The organism is Arthrobacter sp. MDT2-34-1, assembly GCF_059091365.1.
In genome coordinates, this window is sequence record NZ_JBNHGO010000001.1 from 2,161,732 (window position 1) to 2,188,385 (window position 26,654).

Genomic DNA, 26,654 nt, shown 5'->3' on the forward strand with positions numbered 1-26,654 from the left:
AACACGGCGTAGACTGGATAGGCTGCCCGCCATCGGCGCGGCGGCCCTACAGAAGTGTTTCGAAGGAGAACCGTGGCAGAGAACCCCATCCGGGTAGCGATCGTCGGTGTTGGAAACTGTGCGGCCTCGCTGGTCCAGGGCGTCCACTACTATCGTGGCGCCGACCCGAGCGCAACGATCCCCGGACTGATGCACGTTAAGTTCGGCGCCTACCACGTCGACGACGTGCAGTTCGTCGCCGCGTTCGACGTTGACGGCAAGAAGGTGGGGCTGGATCTTGCCGACGCTATCGGCGCCAGCGAGAACAACACCATCAAGATCGCCGATGTTCCGGCCACCGGCGTCAAGGTCCAGCGCGGCCACACCCTGGACGGCCTGGGCAAGTACTACCGCGAGACCATCGTGGAGTCCGACTACGAGCCCGTGGACGTGGTCGCTGCCTTGCGCAAGGCCGAAGTGGACGTCATGGTCTGCTACCTGCCGGTCGGCTCCGAGAAGGCCGCCAAGTTCTACGCGCAGTGCGCCATCGACGCCGGCGTCGCCTTCGTGAACGCCCTTCCGGTCTTCATCGCCGGCACCCAGGAATGGGCCGACAAGTTCACCGCGGCCGGAGTTCCGATCGTCGGCGACGACATCAAGAGCCAGATCGGTGCCACCATCACCCACCGCGTGATGGCCAAGCTGTTCGAAGACCGCGGCGTGGTGCTGGACCGCACCTACCAGTTGAACGTCGGCGGCAACATGGACTTCAAGAACATGCTCGAGCGCGAGCGCCTGGAATCCAAGAAGATCTCCAAGACCCAGGCCGTGACCTCCAACACGTCGGCCGTGCTCGGCGACGACGACGTGCACATCGGCCCCTCGGACTACGTGTCCTGGCTCGATGACCGCAAGTGGGCGTTCGTCCGCCTGGAGGGCCGCAACTTCGGTGACGCCCCGGTCTCGCTTGAATACAAGCTCGAGGTCTGGGACTCCCCCAACTCTGCCGGCGTGATCATCGACGCCATCCGTGCCGCCAAGATTGCCCTGGACCGCGGCGTCGGCGGGCCGATCCTCTCGGCGTCCAGCTACTTCATGAAGTCCCCGCCGGAGCAGTACGACGACGACACCGCCCGCGCGAAGGTCGAAGCCTTCATCCGCGGCGACTCCGACCGCTAAGACGCACCGCAAGAACCGGGGCCGGCCCAGTGGGCCGCCCCGGTTCTTCTGTTGCCAGCCGGCGGCGGCTTCCGGGTAGATTGGCCTCATGGCCGTCCCCTCCCTGTCCCCCGCCGGGGAGCTCCGAGGACCGACCCCCCTCCCCCGCCGCAACTACGCGCTGGACATCCTGCGCATCATCAGCATCGTGGGCGTGGTTGCCATCCACTCGTTCGGCGAGCTGGCCGGCGACGACGACCGCCGGCACCAGCCGGACTGGATCTGGGCCGCGATCATCGACATAGCCTTCATCTGGGTGGTGCCGGTCTTCGTCATCATCTCGGGCGCCCTGGTGCTGGCGCCGCGGACGCACAAGGAAGGCGCACTGGCGTTCTACCGCAAACGCGCCCTGCGGCTGCTGCCCGCCCTCGTGGCCTGGCACCTGGCCTACATCTTCCTGGGCAGCCACCTGATGCTCGGTCGCGAACTCGAACCGGCCGCAGTGCTGGTGTCCGTCTTCGACACCCACGTGTACCCGCACCTGTACTTCCTGTGGCTGATCCTGGGCCTGTACCTGGTGGCACCGCCGCTTGCCCGCTACCTGCAGCGGGTGACGCTACGGCGGGCCGCCGCCGCAACCGGCGGGGTGCTGGTCCTGACCCTCGCGCTGTTCAGCCTCCAGGCCGCCAGCATCCAGTACGAGTGGGGCTGGCAGTACCCGTGGAACATCCTGACCCAATGGTTTCCCTACCTGGGGTACTTCATGGCCGGCTGGGTGCTCACCCAGGTGCGCTTCCCGCGCGGTGCCGCCGCGGCGGCGGGAGGCGCCGCCGTCGTGCTCTCCGTTTTCAATATCTGGCACTGGATCAACCAGGATTCCACGCCGCTGCTCAACGTCATCACCCCGTCCAGCTACGTGGGGCTCGGTGTCACCGCGGCGGCGCTGTGCATCTTTGCCGCCGTGTACCACCTGCTGGCCGGATGGCAGCCGCCGGCCTTGCTGGGCCGGTTGCTCGTCCAGCTGTCCAACGCCTCGTTCGGCGTGTTCCTGTGCCACTACCTGTTCCTGACGTGGCTCACCTTCCAAGTCTTCCCGGACCGCGAGCCGACGCTGCCGCTCCTGTTCCTGAAGTTCTCGGTGGCCACGGCCTGCGCCTTCGTCCTGACCCTGGTTGCGTTGCGGATCCCCGTGCTGCGGCGGCTGTTTTAAGCCGCAGCTAACCGCAGCGGTGCAGGGCTAGAAGAGTCCCGTGATGACGCCGTCGTCGTCCACATCCATCCGGCCGGCCGCCGGTTCCTTCGGCAGGCCCGGCATGGTCATGACGTCGCCGGTCAGCGCCACGATGAAACCCGCGCCGGTCTTCGGGATCAGGTCGCGCACGGTGATGCTGAATCCGCTCGGGGCGCCCAGGACCGCGGGGTTGTCGGTGAAGGAATACTGCGTCTTGGCCATGCACACCGGCAGTTTGCCCCACCCGTTCGCCTCGATCTCCGCCAACCGCCTGCGGGCCGGGCTGGTGAACTCAACATGGTCCGCCCCGTAGATTTGCTGGGCGATGGTCTCGATTTTCTTCTCCACGGTCAGGTCAAGGTCGTACAACGGGGAGAATGATTGCGGCTGCTGCAGGACGTCCGCCACCTTCGCCGCCAGCGCGTCTCCGCCGGGGCCGCCGCCGCCCTGGCCCCAGACATCGGCAATAGCCGCCTCGACGCCCTTCTGCCGGCACCAGTCCAGCACCCAGTCGAGTTCTTCGGGGCTGTCGGTGGTGAATTTGTTGATGCCCACCACGGGCGTGACGCCGAATTTGAGCGCGTTGTCCACGTGGCGCTCAAGGTTGGCGATGCCGGCCTGCACGGCTTCCAGATTCGGTTCCTTCAGCTGCTCCTTCGGAATGCCGCCGTGCATTTTCAGCGCCCGGATGGTGGCCAGCACCACGATGGCGGACGGGGCGAAACCGCCGGCGCGCGCCTTGATGTCCATGAACTTCTCGGCGCCGAGATCGGACCCGAACCCGGCTTCGGTGACGACGACGTCGGCGAGCCGGCGGGCGGTCTGCGTGGCCAGCAGCGAGTTGCAGCCGTGGGCGATATTGGCGAAGGGGCCGCCGTGCACAAAGGCGGGCGTGCCGGCGATGGTCTGGACCAGGTTCGGCTTGATGGCGTCTTTCAGCAGCATGGCTAGCGCGCCCTGCACACCCAGGTCCGCCACGGTGACCGGCTTGCGGTCGTAGGTGTAGCCCACCGTGATGCGGGACAGCCGGGCTTTCAGGTCGGCGAGGTCGGACGAGAGGCAAAAAACCGCCATGACCTCGGAGGCGACGGTGATATCGAAGCCCGCCTCCCGCGGCACTCCCTGCGTCGGCCCGCCCAGACCGATCACCACCTGGCGCAGCGCCCGGTCGTTCATGTCCAGCACCCGCCGGAACGTCAGCCGGCGCGGGTCGATGCCCAGCGCGTTGCCCTGATAGATATGGTTGTCCACCAGCGCCATCAACGCGTTGTTCGCCGAGGTGATGGCGTGGAAGTCCCCGGTGAAATGCAGGTTGATGTCATCCATCGGGAGCACCTGCGAATAGCCGCCGCCGGTTGCCCCGCCCTTCATGCCCAAGATCGGTCCGAGGGAAGGTTCACGGATGGCCACCATGGTCTTGTGCCCTGCCCTCGACAGGGCGTCCGCCAGGCCCACCGTCAGGGTGGATTTGCCCTCACCGGCCGGGGTGGGCGACATGGCGGTCACCAGAACCACCTGGCCGCGCGGTTCCTGGTGGCCCTCCCCCAACTTGGCGGGATCAACCTTCGCCTTGTAGCTGCCGTACAGCTCGAGAGCCTCCGCCGGGATGCCGGCGGCGTCGGCAATGGCGGTAATGGCCCGCAAAGTGGCGCGGCGGGCAATCTCCAGGTCGGTCAGCGGAGCCGGTTCAGACATCGTCGTCCTTCTTCCTCGCATAGGGCCATGGCGGCAGTACCGCCACAGCCAACGTATCAGCCAAGAAGGCCGCCGTCACCGGTCCCTTCCGGGGAGAAGAGAAGCGCAGAACGAGGCCTGGTGAGCTGGCTGGAAGCACCTATGCGAATGGCCGCCTCGAAGCGTCCGGCTCTTCGTCCGAGGAACAAAAATGGCCTGCCGCGCGATAAGCACGCGGCAGGCCATCTTCGTGTTTATTTGCAGCCGTTAGCGGCGCACCGCCCGACGACCGGACAGGCTTTCTGCCACACCGATCAGAAGTACCGCGGCAATCACGGCGACGATGAATCCGAGCACGTTCAGCTCAAAGATGTCGCCTGTGCCCAGCAGGTTTGCGATGACACCACCGATGATTGCTCCGACGATGCCAAGCAGGAGCGTGGCCACGAGCCCCAGATTCTGCTTTCCGGGCTTGATAAGGCGGGCGAGTGCTCCGATAACCAGCCCTGCAATGATGAAACCGATCATGTTGCCTCCTCAGGTTGCGATGGAACCACAATAAGCATACTTAGTGATCGGACGCAAAACGTTTCATCTGGGTGATGTCGGTTTGGCGCCACTGAGACGGCGTCGGCGCGCGGCCTCCGGAACGCCGCTTAGCGATGAAACACCACGGCACTGGAGCGGCGACTAATACTTGAAGGCGGAGGTGCTTAAAGGCCGAGGCCCGCGCCTGGAGCAACCCGGGCGCGGGCCTGAAGCTACATGGGGTCCAATGCGACTCATCGGATCCTCCTCGCGGATGTGTCCCCTACAGGACGGCGTATTTATTTGCACGTGCGGGCTGGAACTCAGCGGATGAGCTGGCGGTGCGACAGCAATTCATCGCGCACCTGTTCCAGGCGCTGTTCGTCAACACCCACGTTCTGTATTCGTTCCCACAGCGAGACGCTCTGGCGGAGCTTGCGGATCATGGCATTCACCTCCTGCCTGGCCAAGAAATTCGGCATGTCCGCTGCTGCGGAGCGTTTTTGGCTTGCCGGAGTCGGCCCGGCAAGGTCCGAACCCCCGCTCAGGGCACCGGCGTCGCCGGAACTGTCGCTGCCGGCGTCAAGGCCGCGCAGGCTTCCGGCGGTGATCACGTCGCCGTGACCGCGCCGCTCCGTTTCCCGGGCCTGCACCGGCCCGGGCGGACGGATGGATCGTTCCGGTGCAGGCAATACGGCTGCATCGAGCGGTTTCATGAGGGGTTCCTCTCTGGGGTGGGCGGGGTTTTCTCCGGATCGGGCTGGATTTCGGGCAGGAAGCATGGCGGTATCCATGGGGGTTGCCGTTGCCGGGGCGGGGCCGGTGTCCGTGCTCGAAGCAGCAGCGGGGGCCGCCGCGGCGGCAGCAGGTAATGCGGTAAGGGTGCTCATTAGCGAAGTCCTCAGGGCAGAAAGTGAGGCCTCCGCGCGGGAGAGCTAGAGAAGAGCGGTGATTGAGAAACGGCAGCGGTTCAAGAGTTGAACCGGCCCAATCAGCAGGGTTCTACTGCGCAGAAATGGCGGAGGCGGGTCGTCGGAGCGCGGCGAAGGAGTTAAACACTCCGCCCGGCGTCTTGGTCATATTCACGATTCCCACCTCCCTTTCCTGATAGCGCCAATAGATACCGTCCGGGTTGAAGCTCCTGATTGAGAAAGTTCAATCGGACTCATCCAACGTACCCGATTGCTCCCGCTTCTGCCTAGCCACGCCCGGGAACTTATTGAACTTTTTCCCGCTGCACCGGCGTGTCGCCAGCAACACGCCGGATAACGACGGCGGCGCCACCCCTTGACGAGCGTGGGCTCCCCCTTTAGGCGACCACTTTGTTCGCGTCCCGTCCGCCTGACGCCCGGTTGACCGCCCGTTCCAGTAGCCAGGCAGGGTCCCTAGACTGGACCCGGATGTCAGCACCCACCCCCGGACGGGACGACGACATGGAAGCTGGAGCTCCGCCGGGACCCGTGCCCGGACCTGCGGCCCCAAAGGCCCCGGCCCGCATCGACGAGCTTGACGCCCTGCGGGCCTTCGCGCTGTTGGGCATCCTGTGCGTGAACATCTGGTACTTCGCCGACCCGTATGCCGTAACCGGTGGCTCGGACCCGGCGTTCCAATCCGGCGCGGACACCGCGGTCCGCTTCGCGGTCAGCCTCCTGTTCGAGGCCAAGTTCTACATCCTGTTCTCGTTCCTGTTCGGCTACAGCTTCGTTCTGCAGTGGGCTTCCGCCGTGGCGGACGGCCAGCCGGTCGTCGTCAGGACCATGCGCCGGGCAGCAGGTCTCGTGGTGCTCGGGGTGCTCCACGGCCTGCTCCTCTTCCACGGGGACATCCTGCTGGCCTACGGCCTGCTGAGCCTGGTGTTGCTAGGTACCCGCTCGCTCTCCGCGCGGGCCGCCGCCGCGGCCGGAGTGGCAGTGATCGGCTGCATGGGCGTGTTCATCCTGTTGCTGGGACTCATCGCGGCGGCCGCGGGACCCTTCGACGGCAGCGCCGCCGCGGGGCCCGCGCCGGCGTTCGGGCTGGCCGGCTGTCCCGCCGACGTTCTGGCCCAGAACGCGTCGCTGTATCCGCTGACGCAGCCCAATGCCGTGCTCCTCCAGGGCCCGATTGCCCTCGGCGCGTTCTACCTCGGCCTGGCGTGTGCCAAGGGACGGCTGCTCGAGCGGGGCATCTCAGCAAGCACGCTCCGCCGCCTGGCTTTCACGGCGCTGCCGGCCGGGCTGGCCGCTTCAGCGTTGCAGGCGTGGTTACAACACGGCGTTGGCGGTCCTGCCGTGACCGTAGTCGCCTTCGGCATTTCCACGTTGACCGCGCCGCTGCTGACGGCCGGTTACGCCGCTGTGCTGCTGCTGTCCTTCCGCACTCCGGCCGGCGGTGCCCTGTGCGCCGCGCTGGCGCCCGCAGGCCGCCTCGCGCTGACCAACTATCTGGGACAGTCCGTGCTGATGGTCCTGGTCTTCACCGGTTTCGGGCTGGCGTTGACCGGCCGATTGGCCCCGCCCGCGGTGCTTGGCGTGGCGGTGCTCCTCTTTGTGGCGCAACTGCTGGCCAGCAAGTGGTGGGTGCAGAGGTTCCGGTACGGGCCGCTGGAGTGGCTGCTGCGCTGGCTCACCTACTGGCGGCGTCCGGCCATGCTCCGTTAGCCGCTAGAGGTTCCAACCCGCGATAGCGGGCGTCTTCTTGTCCCACCCCAGCCGGCAGACGGCAGCGGTGTCCAGCACGAAGTGCCGGCCCTCGATGGCTTCCAGGCCGAGCCAACGGGCCGCAAGCACTCGGAGGAAGTGCCCGTGTGCCACCAGCAAGACCTGGCGTGGCCCTGGCGGTTCGGACGAAGGGCCGTCCAGCACCTTGGCGATCACATGGTCGGCCCGGTCGGCCACCTCTTGCAGGGACTCGCCGCCGCGTACGCCGTGGGTCCAGATCAGGTAGGAGGGATCCTTGGCCCGGATGGCCGCGCTCTGCAGGCCTTCATAGTCTCCGTAGTCCCATTCATGCGCTTCGGCCACCACCTCCGCTTCGGGGTAGCCGGCCAGTTCGGCCGTCCGGCGGGCACGCGCCAAGGGGGAGGTCAAGACGGTGTGGAAACGGACTCCCGCCAGCTTCGCCGCGGCGTCGCGGGCCTGCTGGACCCCGGCGGGAGTCAGCTCAAGGTCGGCCAACCCGGTGTACCGGTGGTCGCGCGACCACTCGGTTTCGCCGTGGCGCATCAGCCACAACACCGGGAAATCATGCGGTTCGGCCGCGGCCATGCTATGCCTGCTCCGCGTATTCCGGCTGCGTCCGCCACCAGGCCAGCAGTTTCGCTTCTGCCTCTTCCTGCGCCGCCGGACCGTTCTCCAGCCGCTCTTCCAGCAGGAACTTGTAGGCCCGGCCGACCAGCGGGCCGGGCTGGATCCCGAGCAACGCCATGATCTGGGCGCCGTCCAAATCCGGCCGGACGGCGTCCATTTGCTCCTGCTCCTTCAGCGTGGCGATCCGCTGCTCCAGGTCGTCGTAGGCGAAGGCGAGCCGCTCCGCCTTGCGCTTGTTCCGCGTGGTCACGTCGGAGCGGGTCAGCCGGTGCAGCCGCTCCAGCAGCGGTCCGGCGTCGTTGACGTAGCGGCGCACGGCCGAATCCGTCCATCCCGCCTCCCCGTAGCCGTAGAAGCGCATGTGCAGTTCCACCAGCCGGGACACCGCCTTGATGGTGTCGTTGTCGAATCGCAGCTTCTTCATCCGCTTGGCGGTGAGCTTGGAACCCACCACGTCGTGGTGGCGGAAGCTGACCGCACCGGAGGGTTCGAACCGGCGGGTAGCCGGCTTGCCGACGTCGTGCATCAGGGCCGCGAACCGCAGGACGAAGTCCGGACCCGGCACCGCGCCGTCGTCGTCCGTCTCCAAGGCACAGGCCTGCTCCAACACGGTGAGCGAGTGCTGGTAGACGTCCTTGTGCCGGTGGTGCTCATCGATCTCCAGCCGCAGCGCCGCGACCTCCGGCAGCACGTAATCCGCCAGGCCGGTGTCCACCAGCAGGTCCACGCCGGCGCGCGGGTCCTTGCCGTTGATCAGCTTGGTCAGTTCGTCGCGGACGCGTTCGGCGGAGATGATCTCGATCCGCGCGGCCATGTCCGTCATGGCCTCCTCCACCTCGGGTGCCACGGCCACGTTGAGCTGGGAGGCGAACCGCGCGGCACGCATCATCCGGAGGGGGTCATCGGAGAACGACGCCGACGGCGCGCCCGGGGTGCGGAGCACGCCCGCGTGGAGGTCCTTGACGCCGCCGTGCGGATCCACCAGTTCCAGCGACGGCAGCCGCAGCGCCATGGCGTTCATGGTGAAGTCGCGGCGGAACAGGTCGTCCTCCAGGGACGTCCCAAAAGCCACCACCGGCTTGCGGGAATCCGGGTCGTAGGCCTCGGCCCGGTAGGTGGTCACCTCGATCATGTGCTGGCCCTTGCGCAGGCCGATGGTCCCGAAATCGCGGCCAATCTCCCAGAACTTGTCCGCCCATTTCCCGACGACGGCGATGGTGGCATCCGGATCGGCGTCGGTGGTGAAATCGAGGTCCGGGGAGATCCGGCCCAGGAACAGGTCGCGCACCGGTCCGCCGACCAGCGAGAGTTCGTGGCCCGCTGCCGCAAACAGTTCTCCCAGTTCGATCACGACGTCCGGCAACGGCAGGGACGGGACGCTGGAACCGGGTGCTGATGCGAACTGCGAACCAAAAAGGTGAACCATAGTGACTTAAGCGTGCCAGATGCGGGGCGCGATGTTTAACAAAGTCCCGGCGGCTCGGCCCCGGCATCATCGGCCCCTAACAAAAATCGTTAGAGTGGACTGCATGGCACACCCGGTTCCGAGCGCCCCGAAGCGCACCCCGCTGACAGCGTCAGTGGGCAGCGCCGCGCCCGGACACCATTCCCTGCCCACCGTCGAGGAGATCTCGGCCGGCGGCGTGGTGGTCGATACGTCGACCCCGGACCTGAACGTGGCGATCATCGCCCGCTTCAACCGCGGTGGCCGGCTCGAGTGGTGCCTGCCCAAGGGCCACCCCGAGGGCCGGGAGACCAATGAAGAGGCCGCCGTCCGGGAAGTCGAAGAAGAAACAGGGATCAAGGGCCGCGTGCTGGCCACGCTGGGCAGCATCGATTACTGGTTCACCGTCAGCGGCCACCGCGTCCACAAGACCGTGCACCATTTCCTGCTTGAGGCCACCGGCGGCCTGTTGACGATCGAGAATGATCCGGACCATGAGGCAGTGGACGTGGCCTGGGTTCCGCTGGCGGAGCTGGGCCGGAAGCTGTCCTTCCCCAACGAGCGGCGGATCGTGGACCTGGCCCGGGAAGTCCTGCCCGGGCACCTTTGAGCCCGGCCGGATCCGGCAATCCCGCCGTTTTCAGGTGAGAACATAGAGGACGATGTCCGAGACCCAGACCCCCTCCCCCAGCCCGTCCGTGCAGCAGCACAGTACAGCCAAGTCCAGTGCCATCATGGCGGCCGGGACCATGGTGTCCCGCGTTTTGGGGTTTGTCCGCACCGCCTTGCTGGCGGTCGCGATCGGCGCCAACACGACGATGGGCGACATCTTCGAGAAGGCCAACACCATCCCGAACATCATCTACCTGCTGCTGGCGGGCGGGGTGTTCAACGTGGTGCTGGTGCCGCAGATCATCAAGGCCAGCCAGAAGAGCGACGGCGGGGCGGACTTCGTCAGCCGGCTGCTGAGCCTGACGCTGCTGGTGCTGGCCGGGATCGCGCTGCTGGCGACCCTGCTGGCCGCGCCGATCATCTCCGTCCTGACCCGCGGCTGGACGCCGGTCATGCTGGAACTCGGCACCGTCTTCGCCGTGTGGTGCCTGCCGCAGATCTTTTTCTACGGGCTGTATGCCGTGGTGGGCCAGGTGCTCAACGCCCACGGCCGGTTCGGCTGGTACATGTGGGCCCCCGCCCTGAACAACGTCGTCGCCATCGGCACGCTGGCGCTGTACATCGCACTGTACGGCCGCTACCTGCCCGGCAAGGACAACCCGGAGCTCTGGACCGGCGCCCAGACGATGGTGCTGGCCGGCGGCACCACGCTGGGCATCGTGCTGCAGGCGCTGATCCTGTTGTGGCCGCTGGGACGGCTGGGGATGGGCCTCAAGCTCAAGCTCGGCTGGCGCGGCATGGGCTTCGCCGCCACCGGAAGAGTGGCAATGTGGAGCCTGGCCACCATGGTCATCGCCAACACCGCCTACCTCTTCTACGGGTCCATCGCCTCCGGCGCCACGGCCGCGCGCGCCGAGCTGGCGGGGCCCGGCGCCTCGGTCCCCGGCGAGTACGCCCTGAATACCGCCCAACTGATCGCCATGCTGCCGCACTCGGTCTTCGTCCTCTCGGTGGCCACGGTGCTGTTCAACCAGTTGTCCCGCCAGCAATCGATCGGGGCGGTGGACGACGTGCGGCACACCGTGAACTCGGGGCTGCGCACTATCGGCGTCGCCACCGTCTTCGGGGCCGCCTCCGTGGTGGTGCTGGCCGGCCCCCTGGCCCGGTTGTTTGCCGGGTCAGGCCCCACCGCGGCGGCTTCCGCGGCGTCGATGGGCCAGGTGCTGACCATCCTCGCGGCCGGCATGCCCTTCATGAGCATCTACTTCTTCCTGGGCCGGGTGTTCTATGCGGAGGAAGACGCCAAAACGCCATTGATCATGCAGGCGATCTGCTCCGGCGCGTCGGTGGTGCTGGCCGTGCTGATCGCCTGGTTGATCGATCCCACCCTGGTGGTCTACGCGCTGGCGCTGCTGTTCACGGTGTTCCACGTGGTCTCGGCGGTCCTTGCCCACCACTTTGCCCGCCGCCGGCTGGGCGACTACGGCGCGGGCCGCGTCGTGGATACCTACATCCGGCTCGGTTATGCCGGCCTGGGCTCCGGATTGGTGGGCGCAGCGGTCCTGTGGCTGCTCGGCGGTTACGCCAACGGCGGATTCGCCTGGCAGTCCATCGCCACCGCCATGGTGACCATCGCCGTCGTCGGGCTGGTCATGGCCGCGGTATACCTGCTGCTCCTGCGCGCGCTTCGGGTCGAGGAGCTGCAGGACTTCCTGCGGCCGTTACTTAAACGGTTGCCTGGACGCGCCTGACAGAAGCGGGTATCGGGCCCGGCAGCGGATAGCATGGAAACCAAATTATCCAGTCACGGGCACCCGCCCAGGACATTTCGCCGGGAGGAACTAGTGCCGCAGCCAGTTGATGTGGGCATGCTGCTTGGTGGCCGTTACAAGGTCACTGCCCAAGTGCTTGCGTCCGCCGAAAACGATCTGGTCCTGGACGGCATTGACCAGGTGCTCAACCGGCCGGTCAGCATCCTGGTGGCAGCGCCGGAGAATGCCAGCCAGGTCGCCATGAGCGCCCGCGAGATCGCCACCGGCGAACGGGCGGGCAACGTCCAGGTGCTGGACCTCGGCAATGCCGACGGGTTCACCTACCTGGTGACCAACGGGGCCCAGGCGGCCGACCTCCTGGACCTGGTCATACAGCAGGACGGGCCGTATGTAGAGCCCTTCTTCACCGACACACTCGGTTCGGAAATCTTCGGCCAGGCCCGTTCCACGGAGCCGGAGCCGTATGAGGACGAATACGAGTACGAGGACTACGACGAAGAGCCTCGGCAGAGCCTGCGCGAGAGGCTGAACAAGCTCGACCTGCCCAAATTGGGCCGGAACGGCACTGACGGGACGTCCAAGCCCCGGTTCGGCGCCCGTCCTGGAACCCCGGCCTCCGGCGCCGGGCCCGCTGCGGGAGCTGCGGCCGCCGCAGCATCTGCCGGGGCGCACGTGCCGCCGCCGCCCTCCGCTCCCCCGGCTCCGCGGGCCGCGAGCCCCGCCACGGCGCCGGTGTCGCAGGCTCCGGCGGCCGGCCGGCCGGCTGCGGCTCCGGCTCCGGCAGACAAGCCCAAAGTCAGCTTGTGGCCCGGGGACGACGACACGACCGGTGTGCGGTCGGCCGGCATGTTCCCGTCCGCCGCACGCAGCAGCAGCGAACCCGCGGTCGATGACTACGAGTACGACGAATACGACGACGAGGAACGCAACAGCCCGAGGTCTTCCAGGTTGCTGGTGGGCGGGCTGCTCGCCGTCTTGCTGGTGATCGCGATCGTGGTGGCGGTGAGCCAGCTGAATCTGTTCCGCGGCGGCCCCGTCGCCGGCGGCTCTCAGGGCGGAAACGAAACCGCGGCCGCATCCGGCCCCGCAGAGACCGGTGCGGCAGAAGAAACGTCGGCTCCGGCCGATGAAGTCGTCGAGCCGGTCATCGCCGGTCTCACCCGTCAGGTTCCGGACTTGCCGGAACTCGACGTGGAGAACGACGGCAAACTGCCCGAAGCCATCGACGGCAACCCCGCCACTTACTGGGCAAGTTACCAGTACGCGTCGGACCAGTTCGGCGGCTACGCCGGAAACATGGCGCTGGTTGTCGAGCTGGAAGAGTCCTCAAGCATCAGCTCGGTAGTGTTGACCCAACTGAGCGGCACCGGAGGGAACTTCTCCGTGCTCCTGAACGATGAACCGACGCTGGACGGCGCCGACCAGGTCGCGCAGGGAAGCTTCACGGCACAGAAGACCACTATTCCGGTGCCTGAACAGGACGGCGCGGCGCCCAAAGCGCAGTACGTCCTGATCAACTTCACGCAGTTGCCGAGGCTGTCCAACCCCATGGGCGGCATGCCCTTCGGCATCCGCATGGCCGAGATCGAAGTCTCCTAGCCCGTTCAGGAGCGGCTGCTCAATAACCTCCCCGGAATAAGCCGGGGGCACCGGCCGTTGAGACAAGTGCCGGGCTAACCGCTCCTTTGGGGTGGCCGGCCCTTAGGGTTACATCAACATCAGAGGAAGAGGTTCGCAGGCAGTGAGCACAGATACCACACCGTCCGTCCGCGACGTCATCATCGTTGGGTCCGGTCCGGCCGGCTACACGGCAGCTGTTTACACCGCGCGTGCCAATCTCAAGCCACTGCTCATCGCCAGCTCCGTAGAGGCAGGCGGCGAGCTGATGAACACCACCGACGTGGAAAACTACCCCGGGTTCCCTGACGGCATCCTGGGTCCCGAGCTGATGGAGAACTTCCAGAAGCAGGCCGAGCGCTTCGGCACCGAAATCCTGTTTGAAGACGTCACGAGCCTTGAACTGGAAGGTCCGGTCAAGAAGGTCACCATCGGCTCCGGCGAAACCTTCCTGGCCCGGTCCGTGATTATCTCCACCGGTTCCGCTTACCGGGAACTGGGGCTGCCCGACGAAAAGCGCCTGGCCGGCCACGGCGTCAGCTGGTGCGCAACCTGTGACGGTTTCTTCTTCAAGGGCCAGAACATCGCCGTCATCGGCGGCGGCGACTCCGCGATGGAAGAGGCCCTCTTCCTGACCAAGTTCGCGGAGTCTGTCACTGTGGTCCACCGGCGGGACACCCTGCGTGCCTCGAAGATCATGCAGGACCGTGCCCTGGCCCACGAGAAGATCAAGTTCGTGTGGAACTCGGAAGTCGTCGGGCTTGAAGGCGACACCAAGGTCAGCGCGCTGAAGCTCAAGAACACGGTCGACGGTTCCGAGTCGGTGCTGCCGGTAACCGGCGTGTTTGTCGCCATCGGCAACGATCCTCGGGTCTCCCTGGTCAAGGACCAGCTGGAACTGACCCCCGAGGGCACGATCGCCGTCGAGGGCCGGTCGTCCCGCACCTCCCTGCCGGGCGTCTTCGCTGCCGGCGACGTTATTGACCCCACCTACCGCCAGGCCATCACCGCCTCGGGCAGCGGCTGTGCGGCTGCCATCGATGTGGAACACTATCTCGCTGAGCGCGCAGACACCTTGGCCGACGTCGCCGAACCCGCAACAGTCTGAACCGGTTGTAAAAGGAGAAAAGCATGAGCAACGCAAAAGATGTCACTGACGCTACTTTCGACGCGGATGTCCTGCAGTCCGCGAAGCCCGTGATCGTCGATTTCTGGGCGGAGTGGTGCGGTCCCTGCCGCATGCTCTCGCCGATTCTCGATGACATCGCTGCTGAGCATTCGGACAAGGTAGAGGTCGTCAAGCTCAACGTGGACGACAACCCGGCCACCGCAGCCCAATACGGCATCACCTCCATCCCAGCCGTCTATGTCTTCAAGGACGGTGCGGTGGCCGCGACATCCATCGGCGCCAAGCCGAAGCAGGTCATTGAGCAGGAATTCGCAGAATTCCTTAACTAGCCAGATGGAAAACGACGCTGCAGACCAGAGCCTGCGCCGTTCAGACAATAGTCGACGCGTAGTAGCCCTTCGTGAAGGGCTACTACGCGCTGGCATTTCCATGGCCTATTTAGCGCCGGATCAAGTAAACAACCCCACGGTCTTTGACGACCATGTAGATGCGGCCGTACGCACCTTCCAGCAGGCCCGGGGGCTGATGGTTGATGGCGTGGTCGGTCAGGAGACCGAACGAGCCCTGGCTGAGGCACAGTTCAAGCTCGGGGACCGTCCGCTGATATTCACGCTGGACGCGTTGCCTCTTCGTGGCGACGATGTCACCGAGCTCCAGCGCCAATTGTCGTTCCTCGGCTTCTACTACGGTCACATCGATGGCGAGTATGGGGAGCGGACCTACCACGCGGTCCGCGAGCTGCAGCTGAATCTAGGGCTCGAACCTTCCGGCGTCGCGGATCAACAGTTGACTGCCTCGATGGAACGCATTAATAGGACGATCAGTCCGAGCCAGGCGTTCTCGCTCCGGGATTACGAACGGCTCAACCAAGCCTCTGCGGCACTGCGCGGCCGGACTATCACCCTCGCTCCCGGCGCCGGCGCAGCGCACTGGGCAGACAGCCCCGACGTTGCCTCCGGCAGTCGTCTGACCGAGAAACTCGTCGCCGGCGACGTCGCCAGCCGCGTAAAGAAGATCCTGACCGAGCTCGGTGCCAGCGTGGAAATCATTGACAAGCCAACCGACGGCGGTGGTTTAGACCGAACTTTGCTTATCAAAAGGTCTTCTCCGAGCTTGAGCATTGCCCTCCACTGTGACTGGTTGCCGCAAGAGGCAGCCAACGGCGTCAGCGCCTTTTTTTGGGGCCGTCCTGAATCGGGTGAAGTGCGTTCTCCCATTGGGCACCGCGCCGGCGAACTTATCCTGAAGGAGATCGTGGCCCGCACAGGGTCTACCAACCTGGGTATCCACGGTCGCAGCTGGGATATCCTGCGCCTGCCCAGCACCCCCTCGGTGCAGCTGGATCTCGGTTATTTGAGCAGCCCGTTCGACTCCCGCCGGCTCGCTGATCCTATCTACCGGCAGGTCTTGGCCGATTCCATTGTCATCGCCATCCAGCGGCTTTATCTGCTGGAAGAGGACGACGAGCCGACAGGCACCTTGGCGCTCGACGACGTTCTCCGCTTCAATCCAGGTACCTGACTCCCGGGCGCCTCACTCCCCTGTTTCATGTGGAACAGGCGCGGCAGGTTTTCATTGTCGGCCGTTTCACGTGAAACGAAACGTACCGCTAACCGTGCCCTCGCCCCGTCTCCCCGCTGCACCCGGGGGGAGGATCCAGAGGCCATTGCCTCCGACGGACCGGGAAGCACGACAATGTGGGTACTACTGGATATCCGTCTGGCACTATCGTTCTTGTTGGACTCGAAAGTGGATAGTCTACGTGGGCGAGTCGCTGTCGTCCCTGCTCCTGTAGGTGTCTGGCAGCGAATACGCGGGTAATGGAAGCCTGTGACCGAAGTTCGCCTCTCCCCCGCTATCGGCCTGTCGACTGTAAGAACCGGTTGTCTTTTCCCCCATGCCCGGACTGTCCGCCTCGGATCCCGCCTATCCCGCGTCAGACAAAGCATCTAGAAACGGCTGCACCGGGCGGACCCGGATTGTGCATCGTTCCACGTGAAACTTACAGCAAGGGCCATTTCGGTGTCCAAATTGCTCAGCGATCGCGCTGAAGACCGCACGCCGCTCATCGTGCGCGTTTGGTGGACGCTAGGACTGCGACTGCACGACTTTCAAAGGCTAGGGCTTCTGCTTGCTTCTACATGCGACGAGGAGCGGCATCCAGGGCCCCTTCACTGCGTTGCCTCATCCGCCTCCCTCGCATGGCGGTGCGAGAGCGCTCGCCCACGCCGCCGAGGAAGGATGCGGAAAGCTTTTTGATTTGAATTAGCGCGATAAGGGCCTATAAGTATGGGAGCGCCGAGGACCGACGGTTCCGCGTGAGCATTCCCCGCTCGGGGGTTAGCTTCAGTTGCGGGGCTGGCCCCTTGGTGTCGCTACTCCAGGATGAGGCGCCCCGAGCTCTCTCGGAAGACATACTGGAGTGCGACCGCTTCATCCTCTGCGGGGCGGTGGTGCACGCTCAATCTCCGGTCCGACCTGCTATGCAGCTCAGCCAGTCGACGACAATTCCGTCGCTGAGACGACCGGCGTCCACGCCCTAGCGCTCGGGACAATCGAGCCCTTCGCCAGGTTCGAGTGCGCTGACCGTCTTTTGGCGAGCGTTCTTGGGTTTCATGCGGCAAACCGCCCGCCGTCGGGCCTGGATCATTGATGCTTAGGTCCTCCCACTTGGCCGAACCCAGCGTGGTTCGTTCCACGTGAAACATGTGGGGTCGCTTTGTGGGCCGAGCGATGCTGCACACTAGAATCGATTGTCTGCTGGCCACTCCGACGAGCGCTATTGCGCCGGCCGACGCCCTGCGAACGCCTCGGAATTTTGGATAGGAAAGCAACCGAACGCGTCAGCCCTCCCGGCTCTTTCGGAAAGGGCAGTGGGAGAGCCATGTCTACCCCTTCCATCTGGCTGTCCGCAGCTACGGTCACGGACTAGAGCCGATACCATCCAGAATTTCTTCCCGTTTAACGGCTGCCTGGCAAGGCAAGATGCTGCTAGCGCGGCGGCTACTGTCGCCGTGAAATGCGGTGCTCGGGAGGGGCTTCTGGCCAACCGTTGCTCCAGAGAGCAACTGGCGAACACCGACGCCTCGCTAGTCCACTTTCCGGTTCTGCTCTGCCGCTCGGGGGTTTCACGTGAAACACGCTTTTTCTCCTTGGGGGTTGGCGTTATGCGGTGCCAGCCCTCCCCTATAGTCGGACTTTAGCTCCAGGGACTACGCGAAGTATGCATGCCCCGAAAGGGCAGGGAGGCTGGCCGGACAACAGTTGAACAACCGGCGCGTATGGGATCTGTCCAACTGCCCCCGCCACGTCGTACGTCGAGGATGAGATCCCAACTACTGCCCAAGTTTCACGTGAAACACTTCCCGCGTTTATCCGAGCATCCACCGCCCTTGCTGAAGCTCTACTTCCACAGCACATTCGGGAAGAGCATCTGCCCATTTGCCACCGCTGAACACTCCTGCGAAGCGGAGCTGAAGCTACATCTCCAACACATGAGGTCGCTGCTCACCGCCGGCAACGTACGACATGGGGGTTCAGTGTGGGTGAGGCTCATGTCTAGAACTTATGCCTCAAGCGCCGCGCACTATTCTCGGACGCTAGATGTCCAGGTGACACAATTGCTTGGTGCCTGAAGGGGCGACGCTAGGCGGATCAGACATGATCCAGCGGCTGCACCCGGAGTTTCACGTGAAACTAACCTCTCCCCTGCTCGGCTGAGCCTGCTCACCTTCTTGTTGCTCGGAGCGGTCGGATGTCAGCGTCGCCCTCCGGGAGAAGAGACAGAGCCTGGCCGCTGAGGCTCAGCCCCAAGAAAGGCGACGTTGAAGTGCGAGCTAGGACTACACCTGCTCGTCCCGAACACGCTTTCCGAGGTCGAACCCGTGCGGCCTACCGATTCTGCAAGCTCACCTATCGGCCCGTGCCCGTAGCGGCCAGGATTTGATGTGCGTATCTCATACTCCTGGCGTTTTGGGATGTCGCTTTCAGCCATCCCCAAACCTACTTTGCGGCAGGTGCAAATGCGCGGGGCGCAGTGGCTACTACGCACCTGGCGCTTCCTTCACCTTTTGCAGGTCGAGGATGCCACGTGCCGTTGCTCCCGGGCGCCGGAGTTTCACGTGAAACACCTAGTAACAGACCCGGCTTGCTAGCGCCACGCCGACGAGCTAGCAGAACGCGCCAAACAGACGTCCAAGTCGGAAACAGAGTTCTCGCAAGAGCGGTGGTCCCGATCCCTAATGGGAGGAGGGGAACCGACACTCCCCCTGTCCCTTCCCACACTCCGCACTGGGTGCAGCTGCCAAAAGTTCAGGCGAGACCGGAATTCGACCGCGGGTTCTACAAACTAGGTCAATAGGCTTGCTTAAGCGATGTGCACCAAGCATGTCCGCGAACCCGAACCAACCCGGACTTGCACCTCGGGGCAAAGCAATGGGCTCCGTCCTTGTGGAACGGAGCCCATTGTTTCACGTGGAACGAAGGCTATGGCGTCGCCGGGTTCAGCACGTCCATGATGCGGTTCAAGTCATCAACACTGGCGAACTCGATGCTTACTCGGCCCTTCTTGGCACCCAAGGTGATCTTAACGCTGGTGTCAAGGCGGTCCGACAGGGAACTAGCCAGATAGTCTAGCCGTTCGTGCCGAGCTCCCTCACGGGGCTTGCTTTCGCGTTTGGGCCGTCGCACGCCGTCGCTCAGGGAAACGATTTCCTCGGTCGCCCGAACGGAAAGGCCCTCGGCGACAATCTTTTGCGCCAGCTTCTCCATTTCTCCAGGATCAGTGAGTCCAAGGAGGGCGCGCGCATGGCCAGCGCTCAACACGCCTGCCGCAACCCGCCGCTGAACCAGCGGAGGGAGCTTCATCAACCGCAAAGTGTTGGAGACCTGCGGCCTTGACCGACCGATCCGATCCGCAAGCTCATCATGCGTGCAACCGAAATCATCAAGCAACTGCTGATAGGCCGCAGCCTCTTCCAGCGGATTCAGCTGGCTGCGGTGCAGGTTCTCGAGCAGGGCGTCCCGTAACAGGTCATCGTCGGAGGTTGACCTGATGATCGCCGGAATCGTTTCCAGGCCGGCAGCCTTGGTGGCCCGCCAGCGGCGTTCGCCCATAACCAGCTCGTACTGCGCGCCGCCATCATCGGAAGGTCGCACAACGATCGGCTGGAGGACGCCGATCTCACGGATCGAATGCACCAGCTCCGCCATGTCTTCCTCATCGAAGACGGTGCGAGGCTGTTTGCGGTTTGGCTGGATCGCAGTAACGAGGACTTCGGCAAAAGTGGCACCGGGAACCTCGACTAGGTCGGCCCCCGACGTTTCACGTGGAACTGAAACTTCGGTAGGAGCCGAGGGAGCTCCGGCGCTGTCCCTGCCAACCGGTTCGGCCGAGTCCTTGGCGGAAGCGTGCGATTCGCCGGCAGCGCCATTGCCATTCGCTCGGGAAGAATCGTCCTTCACAGACTTCTTTGCCGCCGGCTTCTTGCTGCCAGTAGTCGCAAGCTTTCGCGGGGCCCGCAACACTTCGGCTACCTGCGCGGCGCTCGATCCGGTTACGGTCTCGGAGTCAGTCGTCGTGAGGACGGCGGCGTCCCCTTCTTCCCTCCGACTGGAAGCGGGAAAGAAAACGTCTACGGGTCGCTGAGTCCGACGTTTGGCGGAGGCTTCCTGCCCCTCGGTGGACTCGGTCTCCGCTGGGGCCGGAGCACTGGGTATCAATGCGCCCAGGCCTCTTCCCAAGCCGCGACGTTTTTCACTCATCTGGACCCTCTTCCGTCATGCGCCGAGCTAGCATGCACATGCTCGCTTAAGGCGTAATTCTACCGTTGCAGTACGCCTTCACAGTTACTTGCCGCGCTCGGCGATTTCGGCTGCGGCCTCCTGATAGGAAAGGGCCCCGCTGGACGACGGATCATAGGTGATCACTGTCTGCTGGTAACTCGGAGCCTCCGAGATGCGGACCGAGCGCGGTACGACCGCACTTAAAACCTCATTCGGGAAATGTTCCCGCACTTCTGCTGCAACCTGAGCTGCGAGGTTTGTTCGTCCGTCGTACATCGTCAGCAGGATCGTAGAAACAACCAATCCAGCATTGAGGTGCTTCTGAATCATTTCGATGTTCTTGAGGAGCTGGCTCAGCCCCTCCAAGGCGTAGTACTCGCACTGGATGGGAATCAGTACCTCTTGGGCGGCGACGAAAGCGTTAACTGTTAGTAGGCCCAGGCTGGGCGGGCAGTCGATAAAGACGTAATCCAGCCGGGGCAGTCCTGCCGTCTCACGTTCCTGCGCGTAAACCTCGATGGCGCGGCGCAGGCGCTGTTCACGGGCCACCAACGACACCAATTCGATCTCGGCCCCGGCCAGGTGAATCGTGGCGGGTGCGACGACGAGGTGGGCTATATCGGGGCATTGTGCGATCACGTCCCCGAGCGGCATATCGTTGATCAGCACGTCGTAGATACTGTCGACGTCAGCGTGGTGCTCGACCCCGAGCGCTGTTGACGCGTTCCCCTGCGGGTCGATATCGATGACCAGGACGTTCAGGCCGGCCGTAGCAAGGGCAGCAGCGATATTGACCGTTGTCGTGGTCTTGCCGACCCCACCCTTTTGGTTGCTGACCGTCAACACCCTGGTCTGGGCGGGCCTGGGAAGCTCCTTGGCCTTCAGCCTCTCACGCCGGCGGTTTTCGCTCGCCAATTCCTGCGCGAGCGGTGTGCTTTCGTCAATCGAATCCATAACGTTTGAAACCGTAGCCTCTATCTTCATGTTGGAGTTGGCTATCTCAGCCTCGTTCCCAGGGGAAGTTTCACGTGAAACAGGACCGCTAGGGGGTATGAGCGCAACCATGTTCGGTTGTTCAGCCACTCCGAGGTGCGACGACTCTTCGGCTTTGGTCCCGGTGAAACCCGACACCGTGTTGTTGATCGCCACTTGGATTCCGCCCGCTTTCACTGTCCGCCACCGACCTCTCCTAGCCTATCGTTGCGCGGCCGGATTCACGGGGCGCTGCATGGGTGTGTGGGGGACCAGGTCAAGCATCAACACGGATGCGGACTACCGTCGTCGGCTCTTCCAAGAGATCGTCCCCGACGGTCAAGACCTCTGTTTCTCGGCCACCGAGCTTCCTGATGACCTTTTCGGCCTTCTGAACCTCGTCAGCTGCGCTGCGGCCCTTGATTGCCAGCATTTCGCCCGTGCCATGCAGCAGTGGAATTGAGAGGCGGGCGAGCTTGTCGAGTGCCGACACCGCTCGAGACGTCACGACGTCAGCTGTGACGTCGTCCCCCGCCAGCTCTGCCCGCGTCCGCAGCACCGTGACGTTGTCCAGCGCGAGATCCTCAATGACTTCGTTGAGCCAGGCAACCCTTCGTTCCAACGGCTCGATCAGGGTCAAACGCAAGTCCGGTCGCGCCAACGCGAACGTCAGTCCTGGCAGGCCGGCCCCGCTTCCGACATCCGCGACCGCGGCGTCGCGCCCTATCAGGTGTGCGACGACGGCGCAGTTGAGGACGTGCCTGTTCCACAATCTCGGAACTTCCCGGGGGCCCAGCAAACCCCGTTCGATGCCTGAGGTGGCCAAATGCGCAACGTATCGCTCCGCCAGGCCCAGGCGTTCACCGAAAACCGCGTGGGCAGCCCTGGACTCTGCCACAGTCATTTCAACTACCGACATACCTCTGCCTATCAGACCATTCCGCCGGACAAGATCAGGACTCCACCGACACCACGATGTGGCGGTTGGATCCTTCGCCCTCGGATTCGCTGATCAGGCCGAGCTCGGCAACCGCGTCATGGACGATCTTTCGCTCGTACGCGCTCATCGGCTCGAGCGCTACATCGCGGCCCGTTTCCTTGGCTTCGGCGACGGCGTCTTCAGCGATCTTCTGTAGTTCTTCGCTGCGTCCTTCGCGGTAGCCAGTGATGTCCAAAACAAGGCGGGAACGGTTGCCGGTCGTCGTGAGAACCGACAACCGGGCCAGCTCCTGCAAGGCTTCGAGGACTTCGCCATCCGGTCCCACGAGCGCCTTGAGCGCGTCGTTGTCTTCCTCTTCGGAGACGATCGAGATGTAGGTGCGGCCGTTGCGGACCTCGATGTCGATGTCCCCATCGATATCGGCGATGTCGAGCAGCTCTTCCAGGTAGTCCGCAGCCACGTCTCCTTCTTCTTCCAGACGTTTGGCAGAATTCGAAACAGCTTCCTCCTGCTGTTCGTCCGCTGCAGCCTCTTCGTCGGGAAGTTCTTCAGTCACTTCGGATACGCTTTCGCTGCTCATTTTTTCTTCCTGTTCTTCCGCTGTGGCTGCTGGCGCTGGCCTTTCACCTCTGCCGGGGAATCGGCCGCCGGCGCCTCGGTCTTCCGCTCGCCCAGCAGCGGTACCATCGGCAGGCCCTTCTTTGCACGGCGTTCTGCCAGTTCGCGGGCAGCCTGCGAACCCGGAGTGGGCATGCGCCGGATCACGAAGAACTGCTGTGCCATGGTCCACACGTTGGTGGTTGTCCAGTAGATCAGCACACCGATGGGGAAGTTGATGCCGCCGATGCCGAACACGAGAGGCAGGATGTAGAGCATCATCTGCTGCTGCTTCATGAACGGTGACTGCATTGCTTCGGCGGACATGTTCTTCGCCATGATCTGCTTCTGCGTGATGAACTGCGAGGCAGTCATCGCCAAGATCATGATGATCGACAGGATGACCACGGCGACCTGCTGCTCGCCCCCGCCGCCGTGCAGGAGGGATGCGGAAAGCGGCGCACCGAAAATGGACGAGTCGTCGAACTGACGGATGAGTTCGGGCGACAGGGCGCCAATGCCCTCGCCGTTCTCGCTGGCGCGCGAAGCGTTGTTCAGCACGCTGAACAACGCGAAGAAGAACGGCATCTGCACCAGCATCGGCAGGCAGGCCGAGAACGGGTTGGTGCCGTGCTTCTTGTACAGCGCCATCTGCTCCTGCGTCATGGCCTGACGCGACAGCTGGTCGGTCTTTCCCTTGTACTTCTGCTGCAGCTTCCGGAGGTCGGGCTGCAGTGCCTGCATCCCCCGCTGGGCCTTGATCTGCTTGACGAAGACCGGAATGAGGGCCGCGCGGATCACCAGCACCAGCCCGATGATTGAGAACGTCCACGTCCAGCCGTTGGCCGGGTCCATCCCAAGCCAGGAGAAGCCGGCGTGGAAGGCCCACAGGATCCCGGAGACGACCCACGTGAACGGGGTCAGGATGGTGTTTAAGAAGTCCATTACTGATTTGCTCCTCGGGCCGCGCCGCGGCCTTCATCGTCGGCCGGAATGAGTGGGTGGTTAAGCTCCACGATCCGGGGGATTCTGGAAGGGTTCTCCTGCAGCCACAGGTTGAAGGATACAGACGCCGGAACATGATCCACGCCGCCGGGGTTCCATGGGTGGCATCGGAGCAGGCGGCGGGCGGCCAGCCAGCTGCCCTTGGCGGCCCCGTGGACCGTCACTGCTTCCAATGCGTACGCGGAACAGGACGGGAAGAAACGGCACACCTGGCCGTACAGGGGCGAAACGAGTTTGCGGTACACGCGCAGCACGCCGATCAGCGCATACTGCAGGGGACTCGTGGTCCTCCTGGGCACGGCGGCATGGGCGGGAACCGGTACGGCACGGGCACTCATTCGGCTCTCCCCTTCTCTCCGTGCGCAGCTTCCGTCGTTGCGGTGCGCGTTAAGGTCAACTTGCCGAGGGCGGCCTTGAGAGCCTTCCGGTAATCCAGTTCCAAAGCGTTGAAGTCTGCGTCGGCAGCTGCCGGAAGGGCCCGCACAACCACGGTGATCCCTCGGGAATACCCATTCTCCCTTAAGCCGGCTGCTGCCAGTTCCCGCAGTCTCCTTTTAACGCGGTTGCGCATGACGGCGTTCCCGACGGCCTTCGAGACGATAAAGCCGAAAGATGCCGGTCGGGCCGGGTCTGCTGCCGCCGCATATAACACTAAGTTCCGGCGCCCTGAGCGGGCGCCGGAACGTACAGTTGTTGAGAAGTCCGCCGAGGTGCGCATCCGGTGCTGGCTGGGAAGCATGTGCTACCCAGCCCGCCGAAACACGCCGCTGCGGGAACTGAACCTCACAGCCGAGTCGACAAACTGGCTATTTAGGCCGACAGTTCGGTGCGGCCCTTGCTGCGGCGTGCGGCCAGAATGGCGCGGCCGGCGCGAGTGCGCATGCGAAGGCGGAAGCCGTGCTTCTTGGCACGACGGCGGTTATTCGGCTGAAAAGTCCGCTTGCTCACGGTGGTTACTCCAAGACGATCGACAGATGCGGTTGGACCCATTGCAACAAGGGGGAAGAACAGGTCGGCGCTCTATATGGGGTCTATTCCATTGCCAGGGCGTTGGACGCACAAGGACAACAAAGTAGACATGAAGGACTAGTCAACGTTAGGCGATGCCGGCGAGTACCGTCAAACCGGCCTTCTCCGCACCCGGGCGTTTCCGTGGATAACCCCTGTGGACAACTCCACGCCAAAGCCGCTTTGAGCGGCCGGAGCGCCTCTCGAAAGCGACGTCCACAGGGGCCTGCATCCCAACTGTCGTCCAGCAGATTCATGCTCTACTCTTGGCAGGAGCCCCTTATCCACCGTCTGTGAATAAGTCTGTGGATTTCGGGCTGGCTGTCGGCAAATGCCGAAGCATGCTGAGCATTTCTGAGGGGTACTACGTGGACACGGACCAGATAAATGACGTCGGAAGTTCCTGGCGCAAAGTGGTCCGGACGCTGGAACAGGACGATCGTGTCTCCCCCCGGCAGCGCGGCTTCATCGTGTTGGCGCAGGCCAAAGGCCTGATCGGCACAACCCTGCTGGTGGCCGTGCCCAACGAACTGACACGCGAAGTCTTCCAGTCGCAACAGCTCAAAGACCCTCTGCACGACGCCCTGTTCGAAGTCTTCAAGGACGACATCCTCTGCGCTTTCAGCGTCGACACGGATATGGCTCCGCAGGCGGAACCGGAACCTGAACAGGAGCCCCGCCCGGCCCCGGCGGTCGTGCGCAGCGAGTCACTTCCCCAGCCGGCGGCGCAAGCCGCTTCCCCTGAACTGGGCAGGCTCAACCCGAAATACATTTTTGACACCTTCGTCATCGGTTCATCCAACCGCTTTGCCCACGCGGCGGCCGTCGCGGTGGCCGAAGCGCCGGCCAAGGCGTACAACCCGCTATTCATCTATGGCGACTCGGGCCTGGGAAAAACCCACCTGCTGCACGCCATCGGGCACTATGCGCGCCATCTCTACAACAGCATCCGCGTCCGGTACGTGAATTCGGAAGAGTTCACGAACGATTTCATCAACTCCATCCGCGACGATGAGGGCGCCAGCTTCAAGCAGCTGTACCGCAACGTCGACATCCTGCTGATCGACGACATCCAGTTCCTGGCCAACAAGGACGCGACGCAGGAGGAGTTCTTCCATACCTTCAACGCCCTCCACAACCACAGCAAGCAAGTGGTCATCACTTCCGACCTGCCGCCGAAACAGCTCTCCGGCTTCGAGGAGCGCATGCGGTCCCGGTTCGAGTGGGGACTGCTGACCGATATCCAGCCGCCGGAGCTGGAGACCCGTATTGCGATTCTGCGCAAGAAGGCCATCAGCGAGGGGCTGTCCGTCCCCGACGAGGTCCTCGAGTACATCGCCTCGAAGATCTCCACCAACATCCGTGAGCTCGAGGGCGCGCTCATCCGCGTCACCGCGTTCGCCAGCCTGAACCAGCAGGCAGTGGACATGGGTCTCGCCGAGATAGTTCTGAAAGACCTGATCACCGACGAAGGGGCACAGGAGATCACATCGGCCACGATCCTTGGCCAGACCGCCGCGTACTTCAAGCTCAGCATGGAGGAGCTGACCAGCAAGTCCCGGACCAGGACGCTGGTAACTGCGCGCCAGATTGCCATGTACTTGTGCCGTGAACTGACCGACATGTCCCTGCCGAAGATCGGCCAGGAACTCGGCGGCCGCGACCACACGACCGTCATCCACGCCGACCGGAAGATCCGTGAGTTGATGGCCGAGCGTCGAGCCATCTACAACCAGGTCACGGAGCTGACCAACCGCATCAAGCAGCAACAGCGCGAAAGCTAGCTTCCCGGGCGGCTGCGGCCGAGGCTGCGGCTGCGGCGGCCCCCGCCCGGAACTACACCGGTGAAATTAACAGGTGTGGATAAGGTTGTGGATTCTTAAGTGGACAACCCGAGTCCTTAAGAGGAAAAGTGCC

The 26,654-nt window shown here is 64.0% G+C and carries 23 protein-coding genes; 10 read left to right on the top strand and 13 right to left on the bottom strand.

All coding sequences use genetic code 11. The features are described from left to right. The first annotated feature begins 72 nt into the window (after positions 1 to 72). Together AC5RVV_RS10135 and AC5RVV_RS10140 are read left to right on the top strand one after the other, a co-directional pair. Positions 73 to 1,158: an inositol-3-phosphate synthase gene (locus AC5RVV_RS10135; RefSeq protein WP_494001183.1), complete on the top strand. Its 1,086-nt coding sequence runs from the start codon at positions 73 to 75 to the stop codon at positions 1,156 to 1,158. A gap of 88 nt (positions 1,159 to 1,246) precedes the next feature. Next, positions 1,247 to 2,347, top strand: coding sequence for an acyltransferase (locus AC5RVV_RS10140; protein WP_494001184.1), 1,101 nt, complete (start codon positions 1,247 to 1,249; stop codon positions 2,345 to 2,347). A 27-nt stretch (positions 2,348 to 2,374) separates the two neighbouring features. Here the strand turns inward: AC5RVV_RS10140 and AC5RVV_RS10145 are convergent, their stop codons facing one another. The 3 genes from AC5RVV_RS10145 to AC5RVV_RS10155 form a co-directional block, all read right to left on the bottom strand. Further along, entirely contained in the window at positions 2,375 to 4,063 is a 1,689-nt protein-coding gene (locus AC5RVV_RS10145; protein ID WP_494001185.1) for a formate--tetrahydrofolate ligase, read from the bottom strand. A gap of 246 nt (positions 4,064 to 4,309) precedes the next feature. Next, positions 4,310 to 4,570, bottom strand: a complete 261-nt coding sequence (locus AC5RVV_RS10150; RefSeq protein ID WP_493978224.1) for a GlsB/YeaQ/YmgE family stress response membrane protein — start codon at positions 4,568 to 4,570, stop codon at positions 4,310 to 4,312. Between the two features lie 323 nt (positions 4,571 to 4,893). Then, complete coding sequence (locus AC5RVV_RS10155; protein ID WP_494001186.1) at positions 4,894 to 5,364, bottom strand: hypothetical protein; 471 nt, start codon at positions 5,362 to 5,364, stop codon at positions 4,894 to 4,896. A 606-nt stretch (positions 5,365 to 5,970) separates the two neighbouring features. Between AC5RVV_RS10155 and AC5RVV_RS10160 the strand changes: the two genes are divergently transcribed. Continuing rightward, positions 5,971 to 7,209, top strand: a complete 1,239-nt coding sequence (locus AC5RVV_RS10160; RefSeq protein ID WP_494001187.1) for a DUF418 domain-containing protein — start codon at positions 5,971 to 5,973, stop codon at positions 7,207 to 7,209. Positions 7,210 to 7,212: 3 nt separating this feature from the next. On the opposite strand, the gene AC5RVV_RS10165 is transcribed toward AC5RVV_RS10160, so the two are convergent. Further along, positions 7,213 to 7,815 carry a histidine phosphatase family protein gene (locus AC5RVV_RS10165; protein ID WP_494001188.1) on the bottom strand — a complete coding sequence of 201 codons (603 nt, stop codon included), beginning with the start codon at positions 7,813 to 7,815 and terminating at the stop codon, positions 7,213 to 7,215. A gap of 1 nt (position 7,816) precedes the next feature. Continuing rightward, a complete protein-coding gene (locus AC5RVV_RS10170) occupies positions 7,817 to 9,283 on the bottom strand; it encodes a CCA tRNA nucleotidyltransferase (protein ID WP_494001189.1) in 1,467 nt (488 codons plus the stop codon). 103 nt (positions 9,284 to 9,386) lie between these two features. Between AC5RVV_RS10170 and AC5RVV_RS10175 the strand changes: the two genes are divergently transcribed. The 6 genes from AC5RVV_RS10175 (at position 9,387) to AC5RVV_RS10200 (ending at position 15,952) form a co-directional block, all read left to right on the top strand. After that, positions 9,387 to 9,911, top strand: coding sequence for an NUDIX hydrolase (locus AC5RVV_RS10175; protein WP_493978228.1), 525 nt, complete (start codon positions 9,387 to 9,389; stop codon positions 9,909 to 9,911). Between the two features lie 52 nt (positions 9,912 to 9,963). Continuing rightward, positions 9,964 to 11,664 carry a murein biosynthesis integral membrane protein MurJ gene (gene murJ / locus AC5RVV_RS10180; protein WP_494001190.1) on the top strand — a complete coding sequence of 567 codons (1,701 nt, stop codon included), beginning with the start codon at positions 9,964 to 9,966 and terminating at the stop codon, positions 11,662 to 11,664. A 93-nt stretch (positions 11,665 to 11,757) separates the two neighbouring features. Further along, positions 11,758 to 13,284, top strand: a complete 1,527-nt coding sequence (locus tag AC5RVV_RS10185; protein WP_494001191.1) for an ABC transporter substrate-binding protein — start codon at positions 11,758 to 11,760, stop codon at positions 13,282 to 13,284. Between the two features lie 142 nt (positions 13,285 to 13,426). Next, entirely contained in the window at positions 13,427 to 14,410 is a 984-nt protein-coding gene (gene trxB / locus AC5RVV_RS10190; protein ID WP_494001192.1) for a thioredoxin-disulfide reductase, read from the top strand. A 23-nt stretch (positions 14,411 to 14,433) separates the two neighbouring features. Beyond that, positions 14,434 to 14,760, top strand: a complete 327-nt coding sequence (gene trxA / locus AC5RVV_RS10195; protein ID WP_493978232.1) for a thioredoxin — start codon at positions 14,434 to 14,436, stop codon at positions 14,758 to 14,760. A 4-nt stretch (positions 14,761 to 14,764) separates the two neighbouring features. Continuing rightward, positions 14,765 to 15,952, top strand: coding sequence for an N-acetylmuramoyl-L-alanine amidase (locus AC5RVV_RS10200; RefSeq protein ID WP_494001193.1), 1,188 nt, complete (start codon positions 14,765 to 14,767; stop codon positions 15,950 to 15,952). A 2,964-nt stretch (positions 15,953 to 18,916) separates the two neighbouring features. Here AC5RVV_RS10200 and AC5RVV_RS10205 read toward each other — a convergent pair. The 8 genes from AC5RVV_RS10205 to rpmH all read right to left on the bottom strand — a co-directional run bounded on the left by AC5RVV_RS10205 (position 18,917) and on the right by rpmH (position 24,677). Continuing rightward, entirely contained in the window at positions 18,917 to 20,194 is a 1,278-nt protein-coding gene (locus AC5RVV_RS10205; RefSeq protein ID WP_494001194.1) for a ParB/RepB/Spo0J family partition protein, read from the bottom strand. Positions 20,195 to 20,278: 84 nt separating this feature from the next. Next, a complete protein-coding gene (locus tag AC5RVV_RS10210; RefSeq protein WP_494001328.1) occupies positions 20,279 to 21,280 on the bottom strand; it encodes a ParA family protein in 1,002 nt (333 codons plus the stop codon). A 184-nt stretch (positions 21,281 to 21,464) separates the two neighbouring features. Further along, positions 21,465 to 22,106 carry a 16S rRNA (guanine(527)-N(7))-methyltransferase RsmG gene (gene rsmG, locus AC5RVV_RS10215; RefSeq protein WP_494001195.1) on the bottom strand — a complete coding sequence of 214 codons (642 nt, stop codon included), beginning with the start codon at positions 22,104 to 22,106 and terminating at the stop codon, positions 21,465 to 21,467. A 34-nt stretch (positions 22,107 to 22,140) separates the two neighbouring features. Next, positions 22,141 to 22,707, bottom strand: coding sequence for a Jag family protein (locus AC5RVV_RS10220; RefSeq protein ID WP_494001196.1), 567 nt, complete (start codon positions 22,705 to 22,707; stop codon positions 22,141 to 22,143). Next, on the bottom strand, positions 22,704 to 23,669 hold the full coding sequence (gene yidC / locus AC5RVV_RS10225; protein ID WP_494001197.1) for a membrane protein insertase YidC: 966 nt from the start codon (positions 23,667 to 23,669) through the stop codon (positions 22,704 to 22,706). The genes AC5RVV_RS10220 and yidC overlap by 4 nt, the downstream gene beginning before the upstream one ends. Further along, complete coding sequence (gene yidD / locus AC5RVV_RS10230) at positions 23,669 to 24,067, bottom strand: membrane protein insertion efficiency factor YidD (protein WP_494001198.1); 399 nt, start codon at positions 24,065 to 24,067, stop codon at positions 23,669 to 23,671. Before yidD ends, yidC begins: the two co-directional genes overlap by 1 nt. Continuing rightward, complete coding sequence (rnpA, locus tag AC5RVV_RS10235) at positions 24,064 to 24,468, bottom strand: ribonuclease P protein component (protein ID WP_494001199.1); 405 nt, start codon at positions 24,466 to 24,468, stop codon at positions 24,064 to 24,066. The genes yidD and rnpA overlap by 4 nt, the downstream gene beginning before the upstream one ends. 71 nt (positions 24,469 to 24,539) lie before the next feature. Beyond that, complete coding sequence (gene rpmH, locus AC5RVV_RS10240; protein WP_127513203.1) at positions 24,540 to 24,677, bottom strand: 50S ribosomal protein L34; 138 nt, start codon at positions 24,675 to 24,677, stop codon at positions 24,540 to 24,542. Positions 24,678 to 25,078: 401 nt separating this feature from the next. On the opposite strand from rpmH, the gene dnaA reads away from it, so the two are divergent. Next, positions 25,079 to 26,521 carry a chromosomal replication initiator protein DnaA gene (dnaA, locus tag AC5RVV_RS10245; RefSeq protein ID WP_494001200.1) on the top strand — a complete coding sequence of 481 codons (1,443 nt, stop codon included), beginning with the start codon at positions 25,079 to 25,081 and terminating at the stop codon, positions 26,519 to 26,521. The last annotated feature ends 133 nt before the right edge of the window (positions 26,522 to 26,654 follow it).

Bases quoted from the DNA above. Each gene is read 5' to 3' on its own strand.
- AC5RVV_RS10200 (WP_494001193.1), top strand. From the start codon at position 14,765: ATGGAAAACGACGCTGCAGACCAGAGCCTGCGCCGTTCAGACAATAGT.
- rnpA (WP_494001199.1), bottom strand. From the start codon at position 24,468: ATGCTTCCCAGCCAGCACCGGATGCGCACCTCGGCGGACTTCTCAACA.
- AC5RVV_RS10160 (WP_494001187.1), top strand. From the start codon at position 5,971: ATGTCAGCACCCACCCCCGGACGGGACGACGACATGGAAGCTGGAGCT.
- AC5RVV_RS10175 (WP_493978228.1), top strand. From the start codon at position 9,387: ATGGCACACCCGGTTCCGAGCGCCCCGAAGCGCACCCCGCTGACAGCG.
- AC5RVV_RS10210 (WP_494001328.1), bottom strand. From the start codon at position 21,280: ATGGTTGCGCTCATACCCCCTAGCGGTCCTGTTTCACGTGAAACTTCC.
- dnaA (WP_494001200.1), top strand. From the start codon at position 25,079: ATGCTGAGCATTTCTGAGGGGTACTACGTGGACACGGACCAGATAAAT.
- AC5RVV_RS10220 (WP_494001196.1), bottom strand. From the start codon at position 22,707: ATGAGCAGCGAAAGCGTATCCGAAGTGACTGAAGAACTTCCCGACGAA.
- AC5RVV_RS10150 (WP_493978224.1), bottom strand. From the start codon at position 4,570: ATGATCGGTTTCATCATTGCAGGGCTGGTTATCGGAGCACTCGCCCGC.
- AC5RVV_RS10165 (WP_494001188.1), bottom strand. From the start codon at position 7,815: ATGGCCGCGGCCGAACCGCATGATTTCCCGGTGTTGTGGCTGATGCGC.
- yidD (WP_494001198.1), bottom strand. From the start codon at position 24,067: ATGAGTGCCCGTGCCGTACCGGTTCCCGCCCATGCCGCCGTGCCCAGG.
- murJ (WP_494001190.1), top strand. From the start codon at position 9,964: ATGTCCGAGACCCAGACCCCCTCCCCCAGCCCGTCCGTGCAGCAGCAC.
- AC5RVV_RS10205 (WP_494001194.1), bottom strand. From the start codon at position 20,194: ATGAGTGAAAAACGTCGCGGCTTGGGAAGAGGCCTGGGCGCATTGATA.
- AC5RVV_RS10145 (WP_494001185.1), bottom strand. From the start codon at position 4,063: ATGTCTGAACCGGCTCCGCTGACCGACCTGGAGATTGCCCGCCGCGCC.
- trxA (WP_493978232.1), top strand. From the start codon at position 14,434: ATGAGCAACGCAAAAGATGTCACTGACGCTACTTTCGACGCGGATGTC.
- AC5RVV_RS10155 (WP_494001186.1), bottom strand. From the start codon at position 5,364: ATGGATACCGCCATGCTTCCTGCCCGAAATCCAGCCCGATCCGGAGAA.
- rsmG (WP_494001195.1), bottom strand. From the start codon at position 22,106: ATGTCGGTAGTTGAAATGACTGTGGCAGAGTCCAGGGCTGCCCACGCG.
- yidC (WP_494001197.1), bottom strand. From the start codon at position 23,669: ATGGACTTCTTAAACACCATCCTGACCCCGTTCACGTGGGTCGTCTCC.
- AC5RVV_RS10170 (WP_494001189.1), bottom strand. From the start codon at position 9,283: ATGGTTCACCTTTTTGGTTCGCAGTTCGCATCAGCACCCGGTTCCAGC.
- AC5RVV_RS10140 (WP_494001184.1), top strand. From the start codon at position 1,247: ATGGCCGTCCCCTCCCTGTCCCCCGCCGGGGAGCTCCGAGGACCGACC.